A 22,645-nucleotide genomic window follows, 5' to 3' on the forward strand; every position below is an offset into this window, starting at 1 on the left:
AATAGTATGAACAACTCAAAACTACAAAAGCGCAAGCAGCAAGTGTTTGCTCGCGGCCAAGGTAACGCCTATCCCGTTTATGTCGAGCGTGCTCAAAACGCCGAAATCTGGGATGTCGAAGGACAGCGCTACATCGATTTTGCCACGGGTATCGCCGTGTGTAATACCGGTCACAGTCACCCAAAGATTACCCAGGCGGTTAAAGCCCAAGTGGACAAATTCAGTCACACCTGTTTAATGGTCAATCCCTATGAGAGTGCGGTAGAGCTGGCAGAAAAGCTCACCACGATTGCCCCTGGGCCTTCGGAAAAAAAGGCGATTTTTGTCACCACTGGTGCTGAAGCGGTCGAAAACAGCGTCAAGATCGCCCGCGCCCATACGCGACGTCGCGGTGTAATTGCATTTAACGGCGGCTTCCATGGCCGAACGAATATGGCAATGGCGCTGACTGGTAAAGTGGCGCCTTACAAGCATCTATTCGGTCCCTTCCCCGGTGATATTTTCCATATCCCTTTCCCAATCGATGCCCACGGCATCTCGGTAGAGGATAGCTTGAATGCCCTAACCAATCTGTTTAAGGTCGATATTGGCCCAGAGGATGTGGCGGCGATCATTATCGAGCCCGTTCAAGGCGAAGGCGGATTCTATCCCGCGCCGACTGCTTTATTGCGTAAGTTACGTAAGCTGTGTGACCAGCACGGTATCGTGCTTATCGCTGACGAGATTCAGACCGGGTTTGCCCGTACTGGCAAGATGTTCAGTATCGAACATAGCGGCATTGAGCCTGATTTGATCACTATGGCCAAGGGCGTGGCGGGTGGTTATCCCCTCTCGGTAGTGGTCGGCAAAAGCGAAATCATGGACGCCCCCCTACCCGGTGGGCTTGGCGGCACCTACGGTGGCTCGCCCATCGCGTGTGCAGCCGCACTCGCCGTGCTTGACGTGATAGAAGATGAAAACCTGGTTGAGCGCGCTAATCAGATTGGCAGCCAGTTCAATCAAGCGCTGTCGACTCTCAAGGCAAGCTATCCCATGCATATCCTTGACGTGCGTAACCAAGGCGCGATGATCGCCATTGAGCTCGTGATTGATGGGGACAGTAAACAGCCTAATGTGGCGTTAACTCAAGCTCTGATTGCCAAGGCAGCGGAATATGGCCTGGTGCTGCTGGCCTGCGGCTTCTATGCCAATGTGATTCGATTCCTACCAGCATTAACCAGCAGCGATGAAATCGTAGAAGAGGGCTTGTCTAAGTTTTGTGAGTTGTTTGAGAGTGTCGTGACAAGTCACTAACGAAAACGGCGTTGATCACTCGATTGTGATCAACGCCATCAGTCAAACCAAAGCGGTTTTTTCTCGCCTAAATCGCTACCATCACATGCTTAGTGATCTGGTAGTCGGCAATCGCTTCTGCTGAGAGATCCTTACCAAAGCCCGATTGCTTAAACCCACCATGTGGCGTTTCTGAGCTGAGCGGCAAGTGGTCATTGACCCACACCGTACCAAACGTCAGATCACGGGTGAAGCGCATCGCGCGGCGAATATCTTGGGTGAATACCGAAGAAGCCAGGCCGTATTTCACATCATTAGCAAGCGCAATAGCCTCATCATCATCGCTAAACGTTTGAATGGTCATGACCGGGCCAAACACCTCTTCTTGGACAATCTCAGAGTCTTGCTCAACATCAATCAGTAGTGTCGGCGCATAGAAATGACCCGGCCCTTTCGGTACATAACCACCAGCGATCGCGGTTGCACCAGCCTTTTTCGCTCGTTCAACAAAGGCCGCGACAGACTCTTGGTGGACCTTGGACACCATTGAGCCCATCATAGTCTCAGCATTAAGTGGATCACCCACGACAAATTCCTTGGTTGCCTTAATCAAGGCCGACACCGCTTGATCATAGATGGATTGATGCACCAAAATCCGCGTTGCCGCGGTGCAGTCCTGTCCGGAGTTAAAGAACCCGCCAATAGCCGCTTTTTCTGCCATCATCTCAAGGTCGGCATCCTCACACACAATCAATGGCGCCTTGCCACCAAGCTCAAGGTGCACTCGCTTGAGCGTCTCGGCAGATGACTGCATGATTGCCTTACCAGTGCGACTCGAGCCCGTCAGGCTGACCATAGCGACATCAGGATGGGTGGTTAACGCCTCACCCGCGGCATTGCCGCCACTGACAATATTCAGTACCCCATCTGGCAAGCCAGCCTGCTGAGCAATCTCACCCAGCATCAAGGTGGTTCGCGGCGTACTTGGCGCAGGCTTGATCACAGACGTGCAACCCGCAGCCAAAGCTGGCGCGATTTTCCACACCGCCATCAATAGTGGGTAGTTCCAAGGCGTGATCCCCGCCGTCACTCCACACGGCTCCTTGCGCAGGATTGAGGTATAACCCTGTGCGTATTCACCGCTGGCAGAGCCGTTGATCTCTCGCGTCGCACCAGCAAAAAAGCGCAGGTTATCAATCACAAAAGGAATGTCACCACCCGCACTGACAAACTCTAGCGGCTTGCCCGTATCTTCCGATTCAATTCTGGCAAACTCGTCGCTGCGCGCCTCGATAAGATCCGCCATTTTAAGTAGCACAGCAGCGCGCTCAGCAGGCGTTTTGTTCGACCAACGCCCATCATCGAAGGCCTCTTTCGCGGCAGCAACCGCCAAGTCAGAATCCTCGGCTCCCCCGTCCGGTACGCGGTCGATAATCTCACCGGTTGCAGGGTTTTCAACATCCATGGTGGCACCACTGATGGCATCACAAGCCATCCCGTTGATCCATAATTTGTATTTCATTGTTTTGTCCTTAAAAATTCTTGATGTAGCAAAATTCAGCTCACTGAGTTTTGGGCAAAGAGGGGCAACCTCACCACAAGGGTGAGGTCTTTTTGATTAGGCGTAGATATAGCCAAGTGTCAGAAACGCAAAGACAGCAAAGATGGCGCCCATCAACGCATAAGGGAACTGGGTAAAGGCGTGTGACATCGGCGAGCACCCTGCGCCTTGGGCGGCGAGGATCGATGAATCACTGAAAAAGCATGAGTGGCTACCAAACGCAGAGGCCGAAAGCAGAGCGCCGATGACCAGCGGCATGTGCACGTCAAGGTGCAGCGCGATTGGGATAACAATCGGGATGGCAATCACGAAGACGCCCCAGCTCGATGCGGTGCCAAACACTACTAGAGAAAGCAACACAAACACAATCGCTGGGTAAGTGATCTGACTTAAGTACGGGGTTGCCGACTCAATAATATACTCGGTCATCCCAAGTTGATCGTTGATCTCCTTGAGCAAGAAGCCACCGATAACCGTTGAGAGCGGGTAAAGCATGGTGTTGAAGCCCTGAAATAAGGCATCAACTTGGTCCTCAAATGACATTAAGCCTTGCAGGGTATAGAGCAAAATTGTCGCCGTACAGGCGATGATCACGCCTTTTAATAGGTCGATATCGTAATACACGGTTGAGGCAATCAAGAGCAGGATTGGGAAGAAGAAGTTAAATAACTGCACATTCATATTTAACTTGCGCTTGGCCTTTGATTTGTTGGTCAGCTCCTCACCCTCAAAATCGAGTGGGATTGGGTGCCCCTCTTTGGCTCGTTGCTCCGCTTTTTTCATCGGGCCGATATCGCCAATGATGCCACTGCCGACCAAGAACGCGATGATCAGTGCTATCCACGCGTACATCATAAATGGGATTGCTGAGATATACAGATTCAGGCCTTGAGCAGATTCTGCCACTTGGTTGTCTTCCAAAAGACCAGAGAAGAACACCGCCCAGGTAGAAATTGGCACGATAACGCACATTGGCGCGGCGGCCGAATCGATAAGGTAAGCAATCTTCTCACGCGAGACCTGATAATAGTCGGTGAGTTTTTTCACTGAGGATGACACCGCCAAGCAGCTTAGATAGTCGTCGATAAACACCACAGCGCCAAGGACGACCGTTGCGATGGTCGACTGACGACGTGACTTAATCTTGGTTTTCAACCACTCGGTGAACCCGTCAAGACAACTGCTTATCTCCAAGATACGGATAAATCCGCCCATTAATCCACACACCAAGATGATCCACACAATGGTTTCATCCCCCATCACTGCCGACACATTATCAGCAAAAGGGGTAATGATATTATCAGGGCTGATCATGATTAATCCGGCAAGCACACCGGCAAGCATGGACTCAAAGGGTCGACGAGAGATCACCGCAATACACAGCACGGCGATGGTTGGTAAGATGGACTGCCAGCCCCACTCAGTGCCCTCAACATGGGCTTGTGATAAGGCATAGAACAGTGCGTAGATACACAGACCAATAGTCAGTGTGATAAAAAATTTGTTGCTGCGATATATGTCTTTTACTGAATCATTAACATAGACCTGTTTAATTGCTAGTTCTTTGTCAGTCATAAATACTAACTCCCTAAGATTTCGATGACTTGTCCATTTTTAAGCATCACTCTCGCATCTATTTTTATTTGCCTTGAGGCTTATAGTTCTTATAAATAACAGCTATAAAAAGAGCAACCGCCGTCGCGTTGCCCTGTATTTGTTTAGATTGATTTGATCACATCCTCGAGCTCGAAGATGAATTTGTCGATCAGGTCGTAAGACACGTTCAAGGCTGGCTCAATTCGCACCACCTGAGAGTTGTTCAAAGTACCAGCAATCAGGATGCCACGCTTAAACAGGCCAGACACTACTTTAAAGCCGATATCATCGTCACTAAACACCATGCCAAGCAGCAGGCCGCGCCCTGTCACATCCGTTAGCACGCCTGGGTAGTTAAGCTGGATCTCAGCCAGTTTTCGCTTGATGTACTCGCCCTTCTCTGCCGCTTGTCCGGCGAGATCTTCTTCAAGTAAGACCGAAATTTGTGCCAGCGCCGCAGCACAAGCAATTGGGTTACCACCCGTGGTAGTTGTGTGCATAAATGGGTTGGGTTCTAGCACTTTCCACAGCTTGGCACTGGCGAAGAAACCCGACATGGCAATCACGCCGCCACCGAGTGCTTTACCAAAACACATGATGTCAGGGGTGACATCCCAGTGGTCAACACCAAACAGCTTACCCGTGCGGCCAAAGCCGGTTTGTACCTCATCGGCAATCAGCAACACGCCATATTTATCACAGATCTGACGCAGACGTGGCCAGTAATCGTCCGGCGGTACAATCGCGCCCGCTTCGCCTTGAATCGGCTCAGCAATCACGGCCGCAATCCCCTCACCGACTTCTTGCGCTGCTTGCAGCTGCGCCTCAACCGCATCCGCATCACCGTAAGGGACATGACGCACACCATCGAGCAGTTGCCCAACCGGCTCGCGATACACCGCTTTACCTAGCAGAGACAATGCCCCAAGCGATTTACCATGGAAGGCTTTCAGCGTCGAGATAAAGCCTTTCTTACCAGTGTACATTTTGGCCAGCTTCATCGCTCCGTCGACCGCTTCCGTGCCCGAATTGGCAAAGAAACCATACTGGATATCGCCAGGGGTCAATTTGGCAATCACTTTTGCTAGGTGAGCACGCAGAGGATCGAGCATCTCTTGGCTGTATTGTGGGCTGCGCTCCAACTGCGCCTTCGCCGCGGCAACAATTTTTGGGTGGCGAATACCCGGTGAATACAAACCATAGCCACCAAGCATATCGATAAACTCACGACCGAGTACATCCTTAAGCACCGAGCCTTGACCAGACCAATCAGTAAGGGCAATCCCCTCGGTTTCTGTCACCGATTTACGGTACTCTAGGAAGCCTTTGTTAATATGATTTTCGAAGTTTTCATAGGTGCTTTCTGCAATCCATGTGCGCTCCTCTAAGCTAATATCTTGCTCATCTTTCGCGATAAGATTGACCATTTTGCTTGCCTCTAAAAAGGCATCATCAATATTTCTTTTCGAATAATCCATTTCTACCACCTACGCCAAGTTCGCAGTTATTTGTTCAGGGTCGAGTGTGGGCTGACATCAATACTCTCTTGATTGCAATAGCCATTAACCAGTTAATTTCACTGCTTCGTCACACTTTGTTCACTTTTAAGTTATCGACTTATGGATCTGTTTTGAAATGGGTTATCATCATGATTCTATGAATGGTATTCATATTGGAGGGAGCCAGTTGAATCTCGATTTAAATCAGTTACGCATACTGATCGCGCTTGATGACGAGCGCAACATCACCAAAGCGGCAGAGCGACTGTATGTCAGTCAATCGGCGGCCAGTCACAACCTGGCAAAGCTGCGTGAGCGGTTTAATGACCCGCTTTTTGTCCGCACTAGCCAAGGAATGAACCCGACGCCGTTTGCCCAGACAATGCTGCCGGTGCTGCGCCAAGGGGTGTCCAATATCGCCCGCGCGGCGGAGATGCAATCCTCGTTTAACCCACAAACCGATGCCCACACTTTTTACATCGGTGCGTGTGATTACTTTGAGTTTGTTGCGATGCCATTATTGGCTGAGGCGTTCGTTGAGCGTGCGCCGAATATTCGCCTGTCGATCGATATCAATTCTGAGCACGTGAAAATGGAGCGCGTTGAGAGTGGGCGGTTGGATTTGCATATTGGCGTTAACAATGTCTCGCACGCCTCAAAGAACTTTAATACCACGGAGTGGCTTAGCGATCGCTACGTGGGTGTGGTGGCCAAGTGGCGTGAGATCCCAGACAAACTCACCACCCTAGAGTTTGCGAATGAGAGCCAGATCCATTTGCCGATCACCGCGAATGCCTCAGATGTGATCGATAACTGGCTGCACGACCAAAAACTCTATCGCAACATCCATATGGTGACGCAGAGTTATCCGATTGGCGGAATGATCAGCGCGCGCACTGGGCTACTGTTTCCCGTTCCTCTGCGCGTCGCCAAGCTGCTCGCCACGATGATCCCACTCAAAGTGGTGGAGCTGCCCGAGGATATTCCCCCCCTGCAGCTGAGCATCATTACCCACAAGCTCTATGATCATCAGGAGTCCATTCAGTGGCTATTGCAACAAATCCATGCGCTAAAATAGCTAGGTACAGGCTTTGATCTCCTGGATCAGCCACTGAATACTGTCTTGGTTATCGTACAACTGGTGAGTGAACATGCTTAATGACAGCTGAGGGGCATCTTGGGGGAGCTCAACGATTTTGACCGGTAGCATCTGCTCCAGCTCAAGCGCCACTTTGAGTGGCACACACATTAGGTTGTTGGTTTGCGCGGTGACCATCCCCCCCACCGCGTAACTCTGCACGATCATTGAGATCTGGCGCGAATGATGGTGTTGCAGTAGCCAGCGATCAATCGGATCGGCACCTGAGTTGACCAGCGGCAGGTGAATTTGTGAGACTTGAACAAAGGTGTTTAAGTCTAATCGCCCATTGAGGGGCGAATTTGTCGCGACAATCCCCACATATGGGTCCGTCAGCCAATGATAACGATTGTAGTAGCGCGGCATGACCTGCAGCTCATCCACCCCCAAGATCAAATCAATCCGTCCCTGCTCTACCCGCTCCATCTGCATGTTTTCAGACAAGATATCAATCGCTATTCGCACGTTAGGCGCTGAGGATTCAAGCCTTTTGCCTAGCTTTGGCAGCGCATAGAACTCAAAGTAATCAATCGCACCGATATAAAAGGTCTTGGCGTCTTGCTCAGGGTTAAACGGCTTCATGCGATTGAACGCCATATCAATGGAGTTCAAGCCCTTCTCAATATCTGGCAGCAGCGCTTGTACCAGTGGCGTGGGCTCCATTCCGGTTTTGGTTTTTATAAACAATGGGTTATCAAAGCGAGCGCGCAATTTGGACAACACATGACTGGCCGCAGATTGGCTCATAAACAACTTTTTCGCCGCACGTGACAGGTTTCGCTCACGCTCTAAAACCACCAGCAAGCGCAGCTGATTGATGTCCATATCCATAGGTTATCGAAATCCTTCATATCAAAATAAAAATTATGCACTTCCATAATAACTCGGTTGTTATTAAAAATAGAATAAGATTCAGAACATAAAGGGATTATGATGAGAAAAGTCACTGTAGCAGCAACACAAATGGCGTGTACTTGGGACATCGAACAGAATATTAATCGGGCCGAGCAACTTGTGCGTGACGCTGCAACGCAAGGAGCGCAGATCATTCTGCTGCAAGAGTTATTTGAAACCCCTTACTTCTGTATCGAGATCCACGAGTCTTACCACGCACTTGCCACAACACTGGAAGAGAACGAGGCGTTTCAACGCCTATCTAAGCTGGCAAAAGAGCTTGAAGTGGTCTTGCCGTTCAGCTGGTTTGAGAAAGCCGGCAATGTTCGCTTTAACTCACTGGCGGTGATTGACGCGGATGGCTCACTGCTGGGTGTTTACCGTAAGACCCATATCCCAGATAGCGATGGCTACCTTGAGAAATACTACTTCAGCCCTGGTGATACCGGCTTTAAGGTGTGGCAGACCCGCTATGCCAAGATTGGTGTCGGCATTTGTTGGGATCAATGGTTCCCAGAAACCGCGCGCAGCATGGCGCTGCAAGGCGCTGAGCTACTGTTCTTCCCTACCGCTATTGGCAGCGAGCCAAGTCAGCCTGAGATGGACTCACAGCCTCATTGGCAGTGTGTGATGCAAGGGCATGCCGCGGCAAACCAAATCCCGGTTATCGCCTCAAACCGTATTGGCCGCGAGCAGGCGAAGTATCGTGATCTTGAGATCAACTTCTTTGGCTCTTCTTTTATCGCCGATTATACCGGTCAAATCTTGGCTAAAGCCGACCGCGACACCAGTGGTGTACTAATCCACCAGTTTGACCTCGACGAGATTGCCTTCCAGCGCAGTGCATGGGGCCTGTTCAGAGACCGTCGCCCAGAGCACTACCAACCACTGATGACACTTGATGGACAAGTGAAGGGGTAGACCATGGCGGAGAAAAAAATGGGCATCACTCCACTGGCACTGTTTAGCCTGTGTGCGGTACTGGTTGTCGACACCCTCACTGCCTCCGCCTCAATTGGGGTTAGCTCGATTGGTTGGTGGGCGTTAATTCTAGTGATCTTCGTCCTTCCTTATGGCCTGATCACCTCTGAGCTAAGCTCAGCCTATCCCGGCGAAGGCGGAATTTATGACTGGGTAAAAAAAGCCTTTGGCCCGCGCTGGGCAATTCGAACCACCTGGTTTTACTGGATCAACGTGGGTTTATGGATGCCGGCGGTCTACATTCTCTTCGCTGGAATGTTTGCCGAGTTATTTGCGCCTGAGTTGCCGCTGTTTGCTCAAGTGGCTATCTGTATTGCTCTTACCTGGGCGACTGTGTGGGTGTGTAATATCTCGACCGACGTCGGCGTGATGATCACCAATGTCTGCGCAATCTTTAAAGTCCTGATCATCTCAGTTTTAGGTATCGGCGGCTTTATTTACGCAGCCAATCATGGTGTGGCTAATCAGTTTAGCTTCCAAGCAATGCTGCCATCCCTCGATTCTGGTATCGCGTTCCTACCCGCGTTGGTGTTTAACCTGATGGGTTTTGAGCTGGTTGCGACCATGACCAGGGAGATGAAAGACGTCAAACAGATGCCTAAAGTGGTCTTCCTTGCGATTGCGATTACTGCATTCCTCTATATTGCAGGCACCGTTGGGATCCTGATGGCTCTGCCGGTGGATGAGATCGGCCTTGTGGCAGGTATTATCGACACCCTAAAAGTGCTCTTTGGTGACGGTCCATTCGGCCAGTTTATGACCTATGCTCTGGGTATCGTTACCCTAATCACCTTTATCGGTAACATGGTGAGCTGGACCATGGGCTCAAGCCGAGCAGCAGCAGAGTCAGCAAAAGAAGGCGAGCTGCCTGAGATTGTGGCTAAAACGTCGAAAAAGTTTGCGACTCCGGTTGGCGCCAACACCATCACTGGCTTGGTTTCTACTGCCGTGATCTTGGTTTATGCGGTGTTTGCCTCATCAAATGATGAACTCTTTTGGTCGATGTTTGCCTTCTCAAGCTGCATCTTCCTGCTGCCGTACCTGTTTATGTTCCCAGCTTACTTGAAGCTGCGCATCACCGATGGCGACCATCCACGACCATTTAAGGTGCCTGGGGGCTTAGTGATGCAGAAATTGATCACCACAATGTGCTTTTTGATCATCTTGCAGGCAGTAGTGCTATTTATCTTCCCAGATATCGTCTTTGCCAGCATCGATTGGCAATACTCGCTGCCGGTATTGGTGGGTGTGCTGATGACGATTGGATTGGGTGAGCTGCTGCTAAAACGCGCCGAACGTGGCAATGCCATTGTGATGAAGGAGAAAACCGCATGAGTAAGGTCTATCAAACCCTCCCGGCCAATGACGGCTTTCGTATGCCCGGTGAGCACGAGCCTCAGCAAGAGGTGTGGATGGCGTGGCCTGTGCGCACCGACAACTGGCGCTACGGGGCAAAACTCGCGCAAAAAGCCTTTGCTGAAGTAGCGACCACCATCGCACAACAGACCCCGGTGGTGATGCTGGTCAACCATGACCAGTTTGATTACGCCCGTACCCTGTTGCCTGATCATATTCGAGTGATTGAGATGTCGTACAACGACTGCTGGATGAGAGACATTGGCGCCACCTACTTAGTTGATGCTCAACAGCAACGCCGCGGCGTGAGTTGGCAGTTTAATGCCTGGGGCGGCTTGGTTGATGGTCTGTATTTTCCGTGGGATCTTGATAATGCTGTGGCGAATAAGATGCTTAACCTTACCCAAGACGGTGGCTACCAAGCATCGTTTGTACTTGAAGGCGGCTCTATCCACTGTGATGGTGAAGGGACAGTCTACACCACTGAGGAGTGCTTGCTGCATCCTAGCCGCAATCCGGATATGACCAAAGCCCAAATCGAGCAACAGCTGAGAGATTACCTAGGCGTTAAAACCGTTATCTGGCTACCTCGTGGCTTGTATAACGATGAAACCAACGGTCACGTGGATAATATAATGCATGTGGTCAAGCCCGGTGAGGTTGCCCTGACATGGTGTGAAGACCCGAGCGACCCTCAATATGAGATCAGCCGTGAGGCCTTTGATATCTTGAGCAGCCAACCGGATGCACAAGGTCGCACCATCAAGGTTCACAAGCTGCCAATGCCGGGACCACTGTTTATGAGTGAGGAAGAGGCGCAAGGCATTGATCAGAGCGAGGGCATGGAGCGCGAAGCCGGCGAGCGCCTTGCTGCTTCCTACGCCAACTTCCTGATCAGCAACCAACAGGTTATCTTTCCACTGCTGGATGCCGAGAACGATATCAAAGCGCAAGCGGTACTTGAGAACGCCTTTCCTGAGCACACGGTCGTTGGGGTCAGCGCCAGAGAAATCCTACTCGGTGGCGGCAATATCCACTGTATTACCCAGCAGGTACCGAAAGTGTAACGCTGGTAAGCAAAACCTCTAGGTTACACACAACCGCTATGAGCAAACGCCTTGCGGCGCTTGCTCATATTTTTTATGCCTCACCGCTTGAAAACACAATGTCGCACTTATTATCTGAATTCCGTTGAAAAAACGTGATTTATTGAGCAAAAAGACCTTCATTCTCATCTACTCAAATGTCATCCAATCTCTTAGGATAGAGGCCTAACTCTAAACTCAAGCTGTATTCCGTGCCGTATCAATCTGTAGTCCGACTGCTGTTCAGTCTCTTTACCCTGTTATCTGCCTCCGCGTATGCCGTCCCTTCGTATGCAAAAGTCAAACTGTCCCAGAGTGGGATCTGCCATGATCAAGACAGTCCATGGTTTGCGCGGACTAACGCAACAAAAACCTTTCCTGACCTGAGCCAGTGTATCGATGCCGGTGGACGCCTACCTAAAGGGCAAACGCTCGCGGTGACCGAGCCTGAGACTCGCCCAAAAGAGCCACAGCCATTGTCGAGCAAAGGCAACACCAATAACCCCTCTTTCAATGCCGCCAAGCGCCAAATGCGCGAGATTTTTAAAGATCATAAAGTGACCTTTTACTGCCAAGCAGACTACGACTCAGATGGGAACACCCAACTACCGGCTGGCTTTAGCACACCGGGCTATCAGCGCCGCAGTGAACGTATCGAATGGGAGCACATCGTTCCGGCAGAAAACTTCGGCCGCGCGTTTGAGGCATGGCATTTTGCTCAAGATGATCAGCGCTGCCTCAACAGCCGTGGTCGTAGATTGAGTAATCGCGATTGTGCCCTCAAGCACAGTGAGCAATTTCGTTATATGCACGCCGACCGCTGGAATCTCGTCCCGGCCATTGGCGCGGTCAACGCCTATCGCTCCAACTATCGATTTACTCAGCTGTCATCCAATATCGATAACTTCTTTGGCACCTGCCCAATGAAAATAGATGATCGAGCAGTAGAGCCCCCGGAATGGACCCGGGGCCAGATAGCGCGCACTTATCTCTATTTTGATTACGCCTATCCTGATTTCACGTTAAGCTCTGCCAAACGGCAACTATTTGATGCGTGGAACAAACAGTATCCCGTGCAAGCCGATGAGTGTGTACGTGGCGAGCGTATTTTACGCCAGCAAGGCAACCGCAACCCTTTCGTCAATGATGCTTGTAACGTCCATTAACCCTTATCTGGGTCAGCTATCAATGCTGGCCCAGTCACTCAGTGAGTTTTCCATTGCTGTAACCTATCACCCTACCCTAACTGCAATGCCGCTTTTTCAATATAGGCGACTTTGATATCTGTCGTTCAGCACATAGATTGTGCACTATCACAGACCTCAATTTGACTTTATCGTTCCAACTAACTAGACCTTATCAATATGCAACAAAACTGATAATTATTAACAGTCAGGGTAAGACTATGAGTGAACAGATTTTTTTTTACGAGCCAGATGAGCCCTATGGTTTTCTTTCTAATTTTTGTTCTGCCCCGATTAAAGTATCGTCAATATCTTGGCCGACCAGTGAACACTATTATCAAGCGCAAAAGTTCACTGACCCTAGCGTGCAGCAACAAATTCTTGAAGCCAAAACGCCTTGTGAGGCATTTGCGTTGAGTCGTCAGTATCAACATTTGGTTCGTGAAGACTGGGATCAACAAAAACTCTCAGTGATGAGCTATATCGTGCGCGAGAAGTTCCTACAAAATGTCGAGCTTGCGCAAAGGCTGATCAATACCGCTAATGCTCATTTAACCGAGCATTCTCACAAGGATGCCTTCTGGGGAGATGGTGGGGATGGTAGTGGTGAAAACCACTTAGGTGAAATCTTAATGAACGTCCGCGCAGAGCTCAAACACGTCACACCAAGCACGTTGGTACAGTTTATTTCGAAATCAAAACAACCGATTGATTAAGTGCCATAATAATCACTCCACAGACAAAACCTTGAGACCACCCTCAATGGATTCTAAGACTCTAAATACAAGGGCAGACACGCTGACTCATTTCCTCGTGCCTGCCCTACATTTCAAAGGTATGTCTAATAAGACACTACTTTAGTAGTTTAAATCGACGAACCATACACAATACTAAGAACAACAATGCAGCCATTGAACCACTGCTACCACTGCTAGAAGAGCTATCTGAGTCACCTGGGTTATCCGGCTCATCCGGGTTACCTGGTTCATCAGGGTTACCCGGCTCATCCGGATCACTGTCGACGTCGCGGTTAGAGCGATGGATATTATCGATATAGAACGTGCCTCCCTCTGGCGCAGAAATATACATCATAGATACATTGTCATTGACTGCATCAAATGAGACGCCAGCGTACGAACTATCCTTTAGGTCGATCTGAACACGCTGAATTTTCTTATCGTCAGCTACAAGCTTTGTATCTTTCGAGTAGGTATGAGCGAGGTCATATTTGTTATTCGAGATAAAACGTACTCTAAACGGTATTTCTTCCCCAGAATCATTAATCACATCCATTTCAACGGTCGTGTGAGATGACCAGTTGGAGTAGACCTGAAACGGAATGTACTCATTGGCAACACCGTCGAAATCAACTTTTAATGAAATGCCATCATCATCGATTTGGTGGTCAGTAGAGAACATGTTTTCTGGTGCGATTCCATTGGCGTCTCCCTCAATCGAACCCGGTGTAATAAAGTATGCTCCTGCCGTTTCACCAGCGAAGTTATTGAACATGACGTGGTCATAATCAATGACATTATCGCCACCATTACCATTATCACCACCGTTGCCATTATCAGTATCGTCTGCATCGGCAATTTCAATACCATTGACATAAATGTTCACATCAGCCCATGAAATAAACTGAACCTCAGAGATTGCGGTAGGCTCAAAATTGGCGCCTATGGTAGCGTTTGGATCATCGAAATCAAAGCTAAATGATTGGATCTGGTCATGAGCGGCTAGATTGAATTTACCGTTATATTGATAAGTAGCATCCCCTTCTTTGCCTTGCATTAGTAGACGTACTAGCATTTCATTTGACGCAATACCAGACTCATTGTAGATATTGAACTTAATTCGCGCGCGATTCGACCAATCTTCAACACCATTTAATTTTAGCTCCGCTCTACGCGTCGCAGCACCGGTATAATCGATATTCCAGGTCAGATTGTCATCGGCAAGCTTATACTGCTCTGTCACCTTGTTCTGTGGTGCATCACCGCGTGAGTCAACAACGTTACCTACACCAAAGCGTGTGAAGGACTCAACCAAATAAGAGGGTTCTTCACCGTTGTCGCCGCCGTTATCGCCGCTGTTATCGCCGCCGTTATCATCGCTTCTGGTGCCAGCAATTTCAAACTCATTGAGATGCACAGTCACAGGATTCCATGAGATAAATTGAACGCTTTTGATTGCTGTAGGATGTGTAGCCTCACTGCCCTTGATGTCATTAAAATCGAAAACGAATTCCTGTGGATCGCTATGCGCCAGTAAATTGAACTTACCGTTATATTGGTAGTCCGCGTTGTTTGTATTCTCGGCCGGCATGAGTCGAACTATCATCTCATCCGATCGAACACCTGAGGTATTACGCATAGTAAATCGCACCTGGCCGCGGTGTGACCAATTTTCTACCGCTTCCAAATTTAGTTGTGCCGCGAACGCTTTACCCGCCACATAATCGATCTTCCACGTTAGATTATCATCATTAGGATCCTCTTTAATCACTTCATTCGGCGTTGCATTGCCACGTGTGTCGACTGAGTTACCCTCACCAAAGCGCGTGAAATCCTCAACCAATTCAGAGGGTGGTAGAGGAGTATCATCGACACGGATATTATCCACATAGATGGTTGTTCCATCATCGACGTTGCCACCGCCGCCCAACATAAATTGATAGTTTTCGATGTTCTCCGGGTCATAGTTTGCGCCCGCAGCGATAGCAAGATTTATCTCATAGGTTTGGAACCCTTGGGCTTTAGGGAGGATTGAAAATTCTTGCTCTAACGCTTTTTTATCTGTGCCTTGAGAAACAACTCGCATGGTGACTGGTAGTTTTTTGGTTGTCCCGTTCAAGATATCAACTTTAAGCGAGGTTTTATCAGACCAATCGGTTACTTCCCCCACCCCACCTTCAATCACTTCATATCGCGTGTTGAAGGTAATCGCCATTGATTGTCCAGCAACAGTATATTCTTCGTTTGTAACTCCGCTGTCTTGAACATCGCTCGCCACGCCATATTGATTTAGGAGTGGAGCATTGAGGTCATAGGTCGAAAAGTCCTGAATGACCGTTTCATCTGCCATAGCATAGGTGCACGCCCCAAGGAGCGATGCAATCACAATTATATTGCGTTTTCTCATCTTACTTTTCCTTAACAGTAAATGAAGAATACACGGTGGCAACAGCACAATACCACTAGATTTATTCAAATATTTTTAATTGATAATAAAGCCCAACTACACTTAATATTGGAAAGTGACTATGGTTCCATTGCAACTTTATTAGTAGACAATCTATTTAATGCTAAATAGACAAGCAGGCTTTACACCAAAGAAATAAATAAGCCTGCATAAAAAACTGATAAAAAAGCCAGTAATTTACATTAGGTAATAACCATAACTTAATATGGCTTATTAACGAATTCGTACATTATCAAAAATAAGTGTTTGCTTATTTTTTGCTTGATCGGGTGCAAAGATTTGGATCAGGCCAATCTGATCAGTTTTCAGCTCTTGGCCACCCCAATGGCCTTCACCACCATCAAAGTACATCTCTAGCTCTTTCGTTGCCCCGGCTGGCACGATAGATTGGAAGTTTATCTGGTGCGTATCACCGCCCATTAGGCCCTGTTTGTCTACCGCTTTCATTGTAATCGTGGCATCGACGTCAGTTGGGTTGGTCACATCGACCACAAAGCTCTCTTTATCCGACCAATCCCAATATTTACCGCCCTTAGAATAGAATCGTACCCCTGGTCTTGGGTATTGGCCCGGCGCTTTGTAGTCAAAGTCAACTTGCAATGCTTGCTCGCCTACTGTAACGCCTTCCCCCGTCACCATTTTGGCCTTAGCTTGCTGCTTGTCTACCGTCGCAAATGCTTTAAGCAGAACTGCATCAGCTGGATGGCCGGCTTCTACGACAGGATCTGACGCGCTCACACTAGAAGTTGTTGATTGACACCCTAAACTCACCGCCAACACAATGGATAGCGCTAAAGCGACACTTGTCTTTTGCATAATTCCTTCCTGTAATTAATTAAAACATCAATGTTTGATAGAAAAATGAATTAAATACTTTTCTCTCTGGTACTTTTGACCTAACTAATAGGCACATCGATACTACGCCGGCGCCATTAAAGCCAGACTGAATATATTACCGACGTAGTATTAAATTATTTATTATCGTTGCTGATCACCATCGTTTTACAAGCAACCGTTTGTCCCGGCGAATACAGGCAAGCACCAATAGTATTAATGGGGCTAGTGAACCACTACCACCAGATTTACTTGACCCTTCATCACCGATATCACCGTCACCGTCACCGTCACCAGGATTACCATCACCACCATTGTCAGTGTCATCCTCTTCATCTTCTGGCGCTGGGGCTTGAGGGCCACGGTGTAGTTCACCGACATTATTACCCGTGTATAAATCCGTCGAGCTGGACCTTGCAACACCAGCGACTAACTCGCTTTCGCATCGCTCCTTGAGTGACACGTCATAGACATAACAGTTGAATCGGCGAGCTGCATCGACCATTTCCGGATAAGGCGTATCGGTGGCATTAACAAAACCAACGTTATAAGTTGCCCCATCCCATGCTCGGCCAGGTAATGGTTGGTCAATATATTGGAACCAATGGGCACCAACAAATTGTGGATTGGTGTTGACGGATTCAAGGTAGGTGACCAATTTTTCCGCACGCTCTACTTGGTTGGATGCACTAATTAATCCACTGGCCATGCTGCCACTGTCGAGCGCTCCAAAGTGAAACTCACCAATAATTGCTGGTATATTGAGCCCTTTGATTTGCTCTAAGACTTCTGCATCCCAATCTTTTGCGGCGATGGACTCCTCGTAGACATTAAAACTCATCACATCGACATGCTCACCCGCAACAGAGATCACCTGAGGTGTACGACCAAAGTCGGCGAATCGAACGCCTAAATACAGATGGTTAGGAAGCTCAGCCTTAAGCGCATCATTAATCGTCTTAAAGTACTGCAGCGCAATGTAATACTGAAGCTTGTCTAAATCGGCGGTGATTTGTACATTGGTGCCGTTATAGCCAGTCTTATTAACGAAATCAAATGGAGCCTTCATTTCATCAAATGAGTTGAAGTTAGTCCCCCACGCTGCGTTCAAGGCGTTGATATCGGAGTAGCCAAGGCCCCAATCACTTGGGATAATCTCGTTAATAAAGACATTTTTTGCCGGAGCTGCTCCCTGTTGGGTTGCATCTGCCGCAAACACGGCCATGGTTTGCACATGGTAGTTCATGTTCTTATGTGAATATGGGCCATTTTTTGTGCCCCAACTGAGCTCATTGTCCACATAGATCCCAAGTACCATCTTTTCGTTGCCACTGATCTGACTCTTGGTCTCGGTCGCCATGAGTTCTACATTGGTTTTAAACTGCGGATCCCAAGGGTCCGGCAACCCACTCCAATATCCACTACCTATTCTGTTATAGGTGCCACAGCCTTTTGCGCCGCTGCAATTGTCCGTTCTTGCCGCAACCGCAAATGGCATGCTCGCCTCAGGGTAGAAGGCAGGGTCTGTCCAGTTACCGAGCGTATTAAAGCCCCAGTCTTTAAAACGACGTTGAGTAATATCTCGCCAATTAGGCTCGCTGCCATGTCGCGCTACGATATTATTGCCATAAAAGCTGACCGCCTGACCTTGTTTGACAGCACCCGCGTGCACAGGTCCATAGTTGTTGCGAATATACTCAGGATGCGTCGGTAATTCGGTGAACATGGCCTGGCGCAGTTGTGAGTCATTACCATCTGATGCCGTGCCGGTCATAGTGAATGTGTCTGCCATTCGAATGTTGGCAATCCCACTCGAGAAGAAAGCATAACCCTCTGGGTCAACCAGGTGCCACTTGCCACTATCATCCTGACAAGCATTAAAAAAGCCAGGGTTGTTTAAGCGACAGTTTTGGTCTGGCATCAGGCTTGGGTGACTGCCATAGCCATTTGAATTACGTGCCGCACCCGAAAGCTCGCCTAGTAGCTCGGCTTCAGCCTCGCCTAGCGACGCTAAGTCGGTACTTTTAGCCACTTTATAGTAATGAGTCACTTGATTATTCTGACCACGATGGTCAACCAAATCCACATAGGCATTGTCGTGGTTGAAATCTTTAATAATCCGCGCGTTGTCATAGATGACGCGAACACCCTCATCATGCTGAGGGGCATTCAGTCTGAATCGCAACTTATACACTTGGTCGAGCTTTAAATGCCAGTCAATCGCTGGTGTGTAGGCGTCACTCGCGACCGCTGGAAGATTAGCCATACCCAATTGGTTAAGACGCCTTTCGCGGTTGTTGTAATCTGGTAAATCATTCAGACTGATATAAACGGTCTGGGTATCGTTTGCCGGCACCGCACGGTAACGGATTTGATAACCCTCTTCCTCATATTGGTCAGTGAGCAAAAACTGAGGATGGATTGTAAAATCATTAGGGTTGGTGATATCGATTGCGAACGCGATATCCTCGCCATTTTCGCCTAAATCGCTCCAATTCCAGATCGTGCCAGAAACACCCGGCGCAAGCACCCAAGAACTCATTTTACCCGGCGGAAACACCACCTCAAGTGCTTGACTGCCAATGCTAACGCCCTGCTCAACTAAACTCACGCTGGACACATTGTTAGGGTTCAGATAACTCGGCAGCTCATTAAAGTCCTCGACTTGCAAAAGTGTTTTGACCGGAGCGCTAGAGACGCGCCCCGCAATAGGCGCAACATCAGGCGGGGTGGTTGGAGGCGTCACTTGATCGCCATTTTGCGCCACACGAATATTATCGATAAACAGATTCGCGTTACTGATTTGCGCAGCAAAAAACTGCAGTGTGTTAACTTTGGCCTTATTGTAGCTATCCCCCACTTCGCCGTTTTTGGATGAATCCAACGATATTTCATAAGTATGCGTGCCAGGTTTAGCAATTCGATAATCCAAAAGGACATCATTTGCCGCCCAGGTAAAGTTGCTCAAAACCTTGATACCAAAGTTGATATCGGCCTGGCCGGTATTGGTTACATCGAAAGCCAAGCGAGTCTTACTGCCCCAATCCCAGCCCTGACCACCATTCTCATTGTAAATATTGACAGAACCTTGCCAGCTGGTACCTAAATCAACCTGCCATGATTTATTGCCGTCAGTGGCATGTTGAGTCGTAATACTTTGTGTTGCATCACCATTTGAAGAGAGCTTATAGGCTGATTCACTATCCTCAAACGACATAACTTGTATAATCTCAGCCGTTGCAGGTGAGAGTAAAAATAACGCAGTGGTAATTGCTGTTATTGGGAAGAACTTCATCTACTATTCCTTTAGCTATAACGCAAAACTAGTTCTACGTTATTGTTTTCAAACCAAGAATTCATCCTGGATTAGCCCTATTTTCGTTATACACTCACATCCTTAACATTAGAAGAAAGCTATAACTCATAAGCCGCTTAAATAAAATTTACGTGGCTAGACGATAAGTTACAGTGATCTTGCTAACAGATAGTTGGTGTATTTCCCTCAACATTTTACCATTTCCTGTCAATTATCTACATCACTAAGACTACTAATGCTTTTATATCAGTGACATAGCAACATAATTTTTTACATCTAATCCGATTACATTTTGCCTATTTTGTGACTAAGAATAGGTTGTAAATTATTCCATACTGGTCATATAATTTATCCTTGAAATTGCATTTTTACTTGTAAATTAAACTAGCCAAAATTACTAGAACTAAAATACGCAGGCATTACGAAACATTAAAGTGAACTCACCTAGTTTCATTACACGATTATTATTTGTCAGACAACCATAAAAAACGGCATTCACCCAGTAGAACACTAACTACTGGGATGAATGCCCAACGAGGTTTACGTGAAACCAATATGTAGGAAAGAAAATAATCATACAATGCCATCAAGATTACAAATCTAGATCACAATGATAATGCGCACGATATAGTATCGACAGCAAGATAGCAGCAGAAATATTACCCCATAAACCCAAGAGACCAAAGATTGTCATATTTTGAGTCTATACATTGACTTAACTTTCACAAAGTCAATTGGGAGGAGAGTTAAATCACAAGCTTATAATTTAACTCTAAATTATTGATAAAGAAACTATCGTCAAAGCTGATTTGACTTTGGCTATTTTTCAATTGATTGATGTAGTTAGCTTTTATGTTATCTATATACCGCCAGACCGCCTGGTTCGCTCCGCTAGAGTCTCGATGTTGCAGAGAGTAAAGTATTTTACGATGATCCTCTAGCCACGTTTGATGCATTGACGTGTTACCGAGGCACTTTTCATTTATCTCTCCCCAAATACGATGATTCACGTCCATGCAGCGCCACATTTCTGCAGATAGGCCAATGATAGCTCGATTTTGTGTTGACTCGGCGATCAATGAATGAAACTTATACTCTAACTCTTCCAACATCTTCACGTCACAAGATTTTGTCCCTTCCATTTTGGTAAAGACAGCCTTAACTCTTCTGAGTTCGTTGATGTTGATAACACTTGCTGCAAGACCGGCTACGGTACTGTCTATGACCTGTCTCGCCTGGAGTAGTTCAAATAAACCGATATCACCTGCAAAGACTTTAGCCATAGTGTGGCCTTGGTTAATCGACTCTGAGTAATAAATCCCTGACCCTTTTCTAACTTCAATAACACCTTTTAGCTCAAGCATGATCAAAGCTTCTCGAATCGCACTACGGCTGACGTTAAGTTTCTCACCCAACTGAGTTTCTGTTGGCAATCTTTGACCAGGGCGATAATCTCCAGACATCAGCAACTCTTCAATCTGCATTCCAATATTGAAATAGCGTCGTTTCCAGTACCCCATGCCCACTCCCTTTTTATCGATAGCCTCATACCACATCCAAGGAATCAATTTTTAGATGTTAAATATATATTATATTCACCAGGTCAGCTTACAAATACTTCAAGCACACTATATGATGTAAAAAACGAATAGAATTAAAGTTTTAAAAAGCAAATAAAAAGGGTGACTAAAAAGCCACCCTAAACTAGGAATGATAGCCTATTACCGATGATAATAGACTATGTAATTTGATTACTGTTAATCTGCAACGCGAATATTATCGATAAACAGTTCTGCATTACTTGTTTGCGCAGCGAAGAATTTCAGTGTATTCACTTTACCCTTGTTATAACCCTTACCCATCTCACCGTTTCTTGTTGAGTCTAGATTGATCTCAATCGTGTGGGTGCCAGGCTTAGCATTTCTGTAGTCAAAGAAGACATCATTTGGTTGCCAAGTGAAGTTAGTCAATACTTTAACACCAAAGTTGACATCTTTATTCGATTTATTGGTCACATCAAAAATAAGGCGGGTTTTGTTTTCCCAGTTCCAGCCTGCGCCTAGGTTTTCATTATAGATATTAGCCGAACCTTGCCAGCTCTGACCTAGGTTGACTTGCCACGCTTTGTCACCTTTCGTAGCATTTGATGTCACAATTTTCTGAGTCGCATTGCCATCGGTTGTAAACATATAATCTTCACTATCTGCAAATGAAGAAACTTGAACAACTTCAGCACTAACAAGTGGTGCAACAAGTAGAGAAGTCACAATTGCCGTCATTGGAATTAATTTCATCTTCTGTTCCTTTAATTATTTATTCTACGTAACCTCAAGATCTTAGCTTCTAACATTCATTAAAAACCATCAATCAAGATATCAAACCAAAAATTAAAACACTTCGTTAAGCTTTATGAACATATTATATTCTTCCAACAATACTACGAATGGAACAAACACACCGTTAGATGTAAAAAACGCATGCTATACCAAAAGTGTGATTTGATTAACCAATTTTTCATACCAAATTGTGTGATATAAGCCTGATATGCATGCACAGACTGCAAGCTAAGCCAATTCCACGCAAAGTGGATAATGTGGTGATAGTGGCATTAGAGTAGGCGGTCAAGCATTGAGACATAACACGTTTTATCTGGCACTCAACATCATGTCTGCTTGGCCAATAAAAAAAGGGTAACCCGAAGAGTTACCCTATGTAATATACCTAG

General features: G+C 47.3%; 16 protein-coding genes. 7 read left to right on the forward strand and 9 right to left on the reverse strand.

Annotated features, from left to right (window positions below):
• The first annotated feature begins 6 nt into the window (after positions 1–6).
• Positions 7–1,293, forward strand: a complete 1,287-nt coding sequence (gene gabT / locus ACSTTG_RS19635; RefSeq protein ID WP_438475912.1) for a 4-aminobutyrate--2-oxoglutarate transaminase — start codon at positions 7–9, stop codon at positions 1,291–1,293.
• A gap of 67 nt (positions 1,294–1,360) precedes the next feature.
• Here the strand turns inward: gabT and ACSTTG_RS19640 are convergent, their stop codons facing one another.
• The 3 genes from ACSTTG_RS19640 to ACSTTG_RS19650 form a co-directional block, all read right to left on the reverse strand.
• The gene (locus ACSTTG_RS19640) at positions 1,361–2,794 is read right to left on the reverse strand and encodes an aminobutyraldehyde dehydrogenase (RefSeq protein WP_438475913.1); all 1,434 of its coding nucleotides are present in this window, start codon (positions 2,792–2,794) and stop codon (positions 1,361–1,363) included.
• Positions 2,795–2,890: 96 nt separating this feature from the next.
• Positions 2,891–4,408 (reverse strand): Na+/H+ antiporter NhaC family protein, encoded by a 1,518-nt coding sequence (locus ACSTTG_RS19645; RefSeq protein ID WP_438457208.1) that lies wholly within the window; start codon positions 4,406–4,408, stop codon positions 2,891–2,893.
• A 143-nt stretch (positions 4,409–4,551) separates the two neighbouring features.
• Positions 4,552–5,907: a putrescine aminotransferase gene (locus ACSTTG_RS19650; protein WP_438457207.1), complete on the reverse strand. Its 1,356-nt coding sequence runs from the start codon at positions 5,905–5,907 to the stop codon at positions 4,552–4,554.
• A gap of 208 nt (positions 5,908–6,115) precedes the next feature.
• On the opposite strand from ACSTTG_RS19650, the gene ACSTTG_RS19655 reads away from it, so the two are divergent.
• Positions 6,116–7,006, forward strand: a complete 891-nt coding sequence (locus tag ACSTTG_RS19655) for a LysR family transcriptional regulator (protein ID WP_438475914.1) — start codon at positions 6,116–6,118, stop codon at positions 7,004–7,006.
• Here the strand turns inward: ACSTTG_RS19655 and ACSTTG_RS19660 are convergent, their stop codons facing one another.
• A complete protein-coding gene (locus ACSTTG_RS19660; RefSeq protein WP_438457205.1) occupies positions 7,007–7,897 on the reverse strand; it encodes a LysR family transcriptional regulator in 891 nt (296 codons plus the stop codon).
• A 99-nt stretch (positions 7,898–7,996) separates the two neighbouring features.
• Between ACSTTG_RS19660 and aguB the strand changes: the two genes are divergently transcribed.
• The 5 genes from aguB to ybiA all read left to right on the forward strand — a co-directional run bounded on the left by aguB (position 7,997) and on the right by ybiA (position 13,282).
• Positions 7,997–8,881 carry an N-carbamoylputrescine amidase gene (gene aguB, locus ACSTTG_RS19665; protein WP_438475915.1) on the forward strand — a complete coding sequence of 295 codons (885 nt, stop codon included), beginning with the start codon at positions 7,997–7,999 and terminating at the stop codon, positions 8,879–8,881.
• A 3-nt stretch (positions 8,882–8,884) separates the two neighbouring features.
• Positions 8,885–10,276: an APC family permease gene (locus ACSTTG_RS19670; protein WP_438475916.1), complete on the forward strand. Its 1,392-nt coding sequence runs from the start codon at positions 8,885–8,887 to the stop codon at positions 10,274–10,276.
• The gene (aguA, locus tag ACSTTG_RS19675) at positions 10,273–11,364 is read left to right on the forward strand and encodes an agmatine deiminase (protein ID WP_438475917.1); all 1,092 of its coding nucleotides are present in this window, start codon (positions 10,273–10,275) and stop codon (positions 11,362–11,364) included. Before ACSTTG_RS19670 ends, aguA begins: the two co-directional genes overlap by 4 nt.
• Positions 11,365–11,594: 230 nt before the next feature.
• Positions 11,595–12,548: an endonuclease gene (locus ACSTTG_RS19680; protein ID WP_438475918.1), complete on the forward strand. Its 954-nt coding sequence runs from the start codon at positions 11,595–11,597 to the stop codon at positions 12,546–12,548.
• Between the two features lie 239 nt (positions 12,549–12,787).
• Positions 12,788–13,282 (forward strand): riboflavin biosynthesis intermediates N-glycosidase, encoded by a 495-nt coding sequence (gene ybiA, locus ACSTTG_RS19685; RefSeq protein ID WP_438475919.1) that lies wholly within the window; start codon positions 12,788–12,790, stop codon positions 13,280–13,282.
• 136 nt (positions 13,283–13,418) lie between these two features.
• Here ybiA and ACSTTG_RS19690 read toward each other — a convergent pair whose 3' ends face one another.
• From ACSTTG_RS19690 to ACSTTG_RS19710, 5 genes are all read right to left on the reverse strand, one after another.
• A complete protein-coding gene (locus ACSTTG_RS19690; protein ID WP_438475920.1) occupies positions 13,419–15,710 on the reverse strand; it encodes a hypothetical protein in 2,292 nt (763 codons plus the stop codon).
• 273 nt (positions 15,711–15,983) lie between these two features.
• A complete protein-coding gene (locus tag ACSTTG_RS19695) occupies positions 15,984–16,586 on the reverse strand; it encodes a hypothetical protein (protein WP_438475921.1) in 603 nt (200 codons plus the stop codon).
• Positions 16,587–16,761: 175 nt separating this feature from the next.
• A complete protein-coding gene (locus ACSTTG_RS19700; RefSeq protein WP_438475922.1) occupies positions 16,762–19,899 on the reverse strand; it encodes a beta-agarase in 3,138 nt (1,045 codons plus the stop codon).
• Between the two features lie 767 nt (positions 19,900–20,666).
• Positions 20,667–21,440, reverse strand: coding sequence for a GntR family transcriptional regulator (locus tag ACSTTG_RS19705; protein WP_438475923.1), 774 nt, complete (start codon positions 21,438–21,440; stop codon positions 20,667–20,669).
• 237 nt (positions 21,441–21,677) lie between these two features.
• On the reverse strand, positions 21,678–22,214 hold the full coding sequence (locus tag ACSTTG_RS19710) for a hypothetical protein (protein ID WP_438475924.1): 537 nt from the start codon (positions 22,212–22,214) through the stop codon (positions 21,678–21,680).
• Positions 22,215–22,645 lie beyond the last annotated feature (431 nt).

It is taken from the genome of Vibrio glycogenivorans, assembly GCF_051660965.1.
In the GTDB taxonomy this organism is placed as follows: domain Bacteria; phylum Pseudomonadota; class Gammaproteobacteria; order Enterobacterales; family Vibrionaceae; genus Vibrio.

What these genes read in the sequence shown, in the direction of transcription:
- ACSTTG_RS19710 (WP_438475924.1), bottom strand. Translation starts at nt 22,214, where the DNA reads ATGAAATTAATTCCAATGACGGCAATTGTGACTTCTCTACTTGTTGCA.
- ACSTTG_RS19670 (WP_438475916.1), top strand. Translation starts at nt 8,885, where the DNA reads ATGGCGGAGAAAAAAATGGGCATCACTCCACTGGCACTGTTTAGCCTG.
- ACSTTG_RS19650 (WP_438457207.1), bottom strand. Translation starts at nt 5,907, where the DNA reads ATGGATTATTCGAAAAGAAATATTGATGATGCCTTTTTAGAGGCAAGC.
- ACSTTG_RS19695 (WP_438475921.1), bottom strand. Translation starts at nt 16,586, where the DNA reads ATGCAAAAGACAAGTGTCGCTTTAGCGCTATCCATTGTGTTGGCGGTG.
- aguB (WP_438475915.1), top strand. Translation starts at nt 7,997, where the DNA reads ATGATGAGAAAAGTCACTGTAGCAGCAACACAAATGGCGTGTACTTGG.
- ACSTTG_RS19660 (WP_438457205.1), bottom strand. Translation starts at nt 7,897, where the DNA reads ATGGATATGGACATCAATCAGCTGCGCTTGCTGGTGGTTTTAGAGCGT.
- aguA (WP_438475917.1), top strand. Translation starts at nt 10,273, where the DNA reads ATGAGTAAGGTCTATCAAACCCTCCCGGCCAATGACGGCTTTCGTATG.
- ACSTTG_RS19700 (WP_438475922.1), bottom strand. Translation starts at nt 19,899, where the DNA reads ATGAAGTTCTTCCCAATAACAGCAATTACCACTGCGTTATTTTTACTC.
- ACSTTG_RS19705 (WP_438475923.1), bottom strand. Translation starts at nt 21,440, where the DNA reads ATGGGGTACTGGAAACGACGCTATTTCAATATTGGAATGCAGATTGAA.
- gabT (WP_438475912.1), top strand. Translation starts at nt 7, where the DNA reads ATGAACAACTCAAAACTACAAAAGCGCAAGCAGCAAGTGTTTGCTCGC.
- ACSTTG_RS19645 (WP_438457208.1), bottom strand. Translation starts at nt 4,408, where the DNA reads ATGACTGACAAAGAACTAGCAATTAAACAGGTCTATGTTAATGATTCA.
- ACSTTG_RS19640 (WP_438475913.1), bottom strand. Translation starts at nt 2,794, where the DNA reads ATGAAATACAAATTATGGATCAACGGGATGGCTTGTGATGCCATCAGT.
- ybiA (WP_438475919.1), top strand. Translation starts at nt 12,788, where the DNA reads ATGAGTGAACAGATTTTTTTTTACGAGCCAGATGAGCCCTATGGTTTT.
- ACSTTG_RS19690 (WP_438475920.1), bottom strand. Translation starts at nt 15,710, where the DNA reads ATGAGAAAACGCAATATAATTGTGATTGCATCGCTCCTTGGGGCGTGC.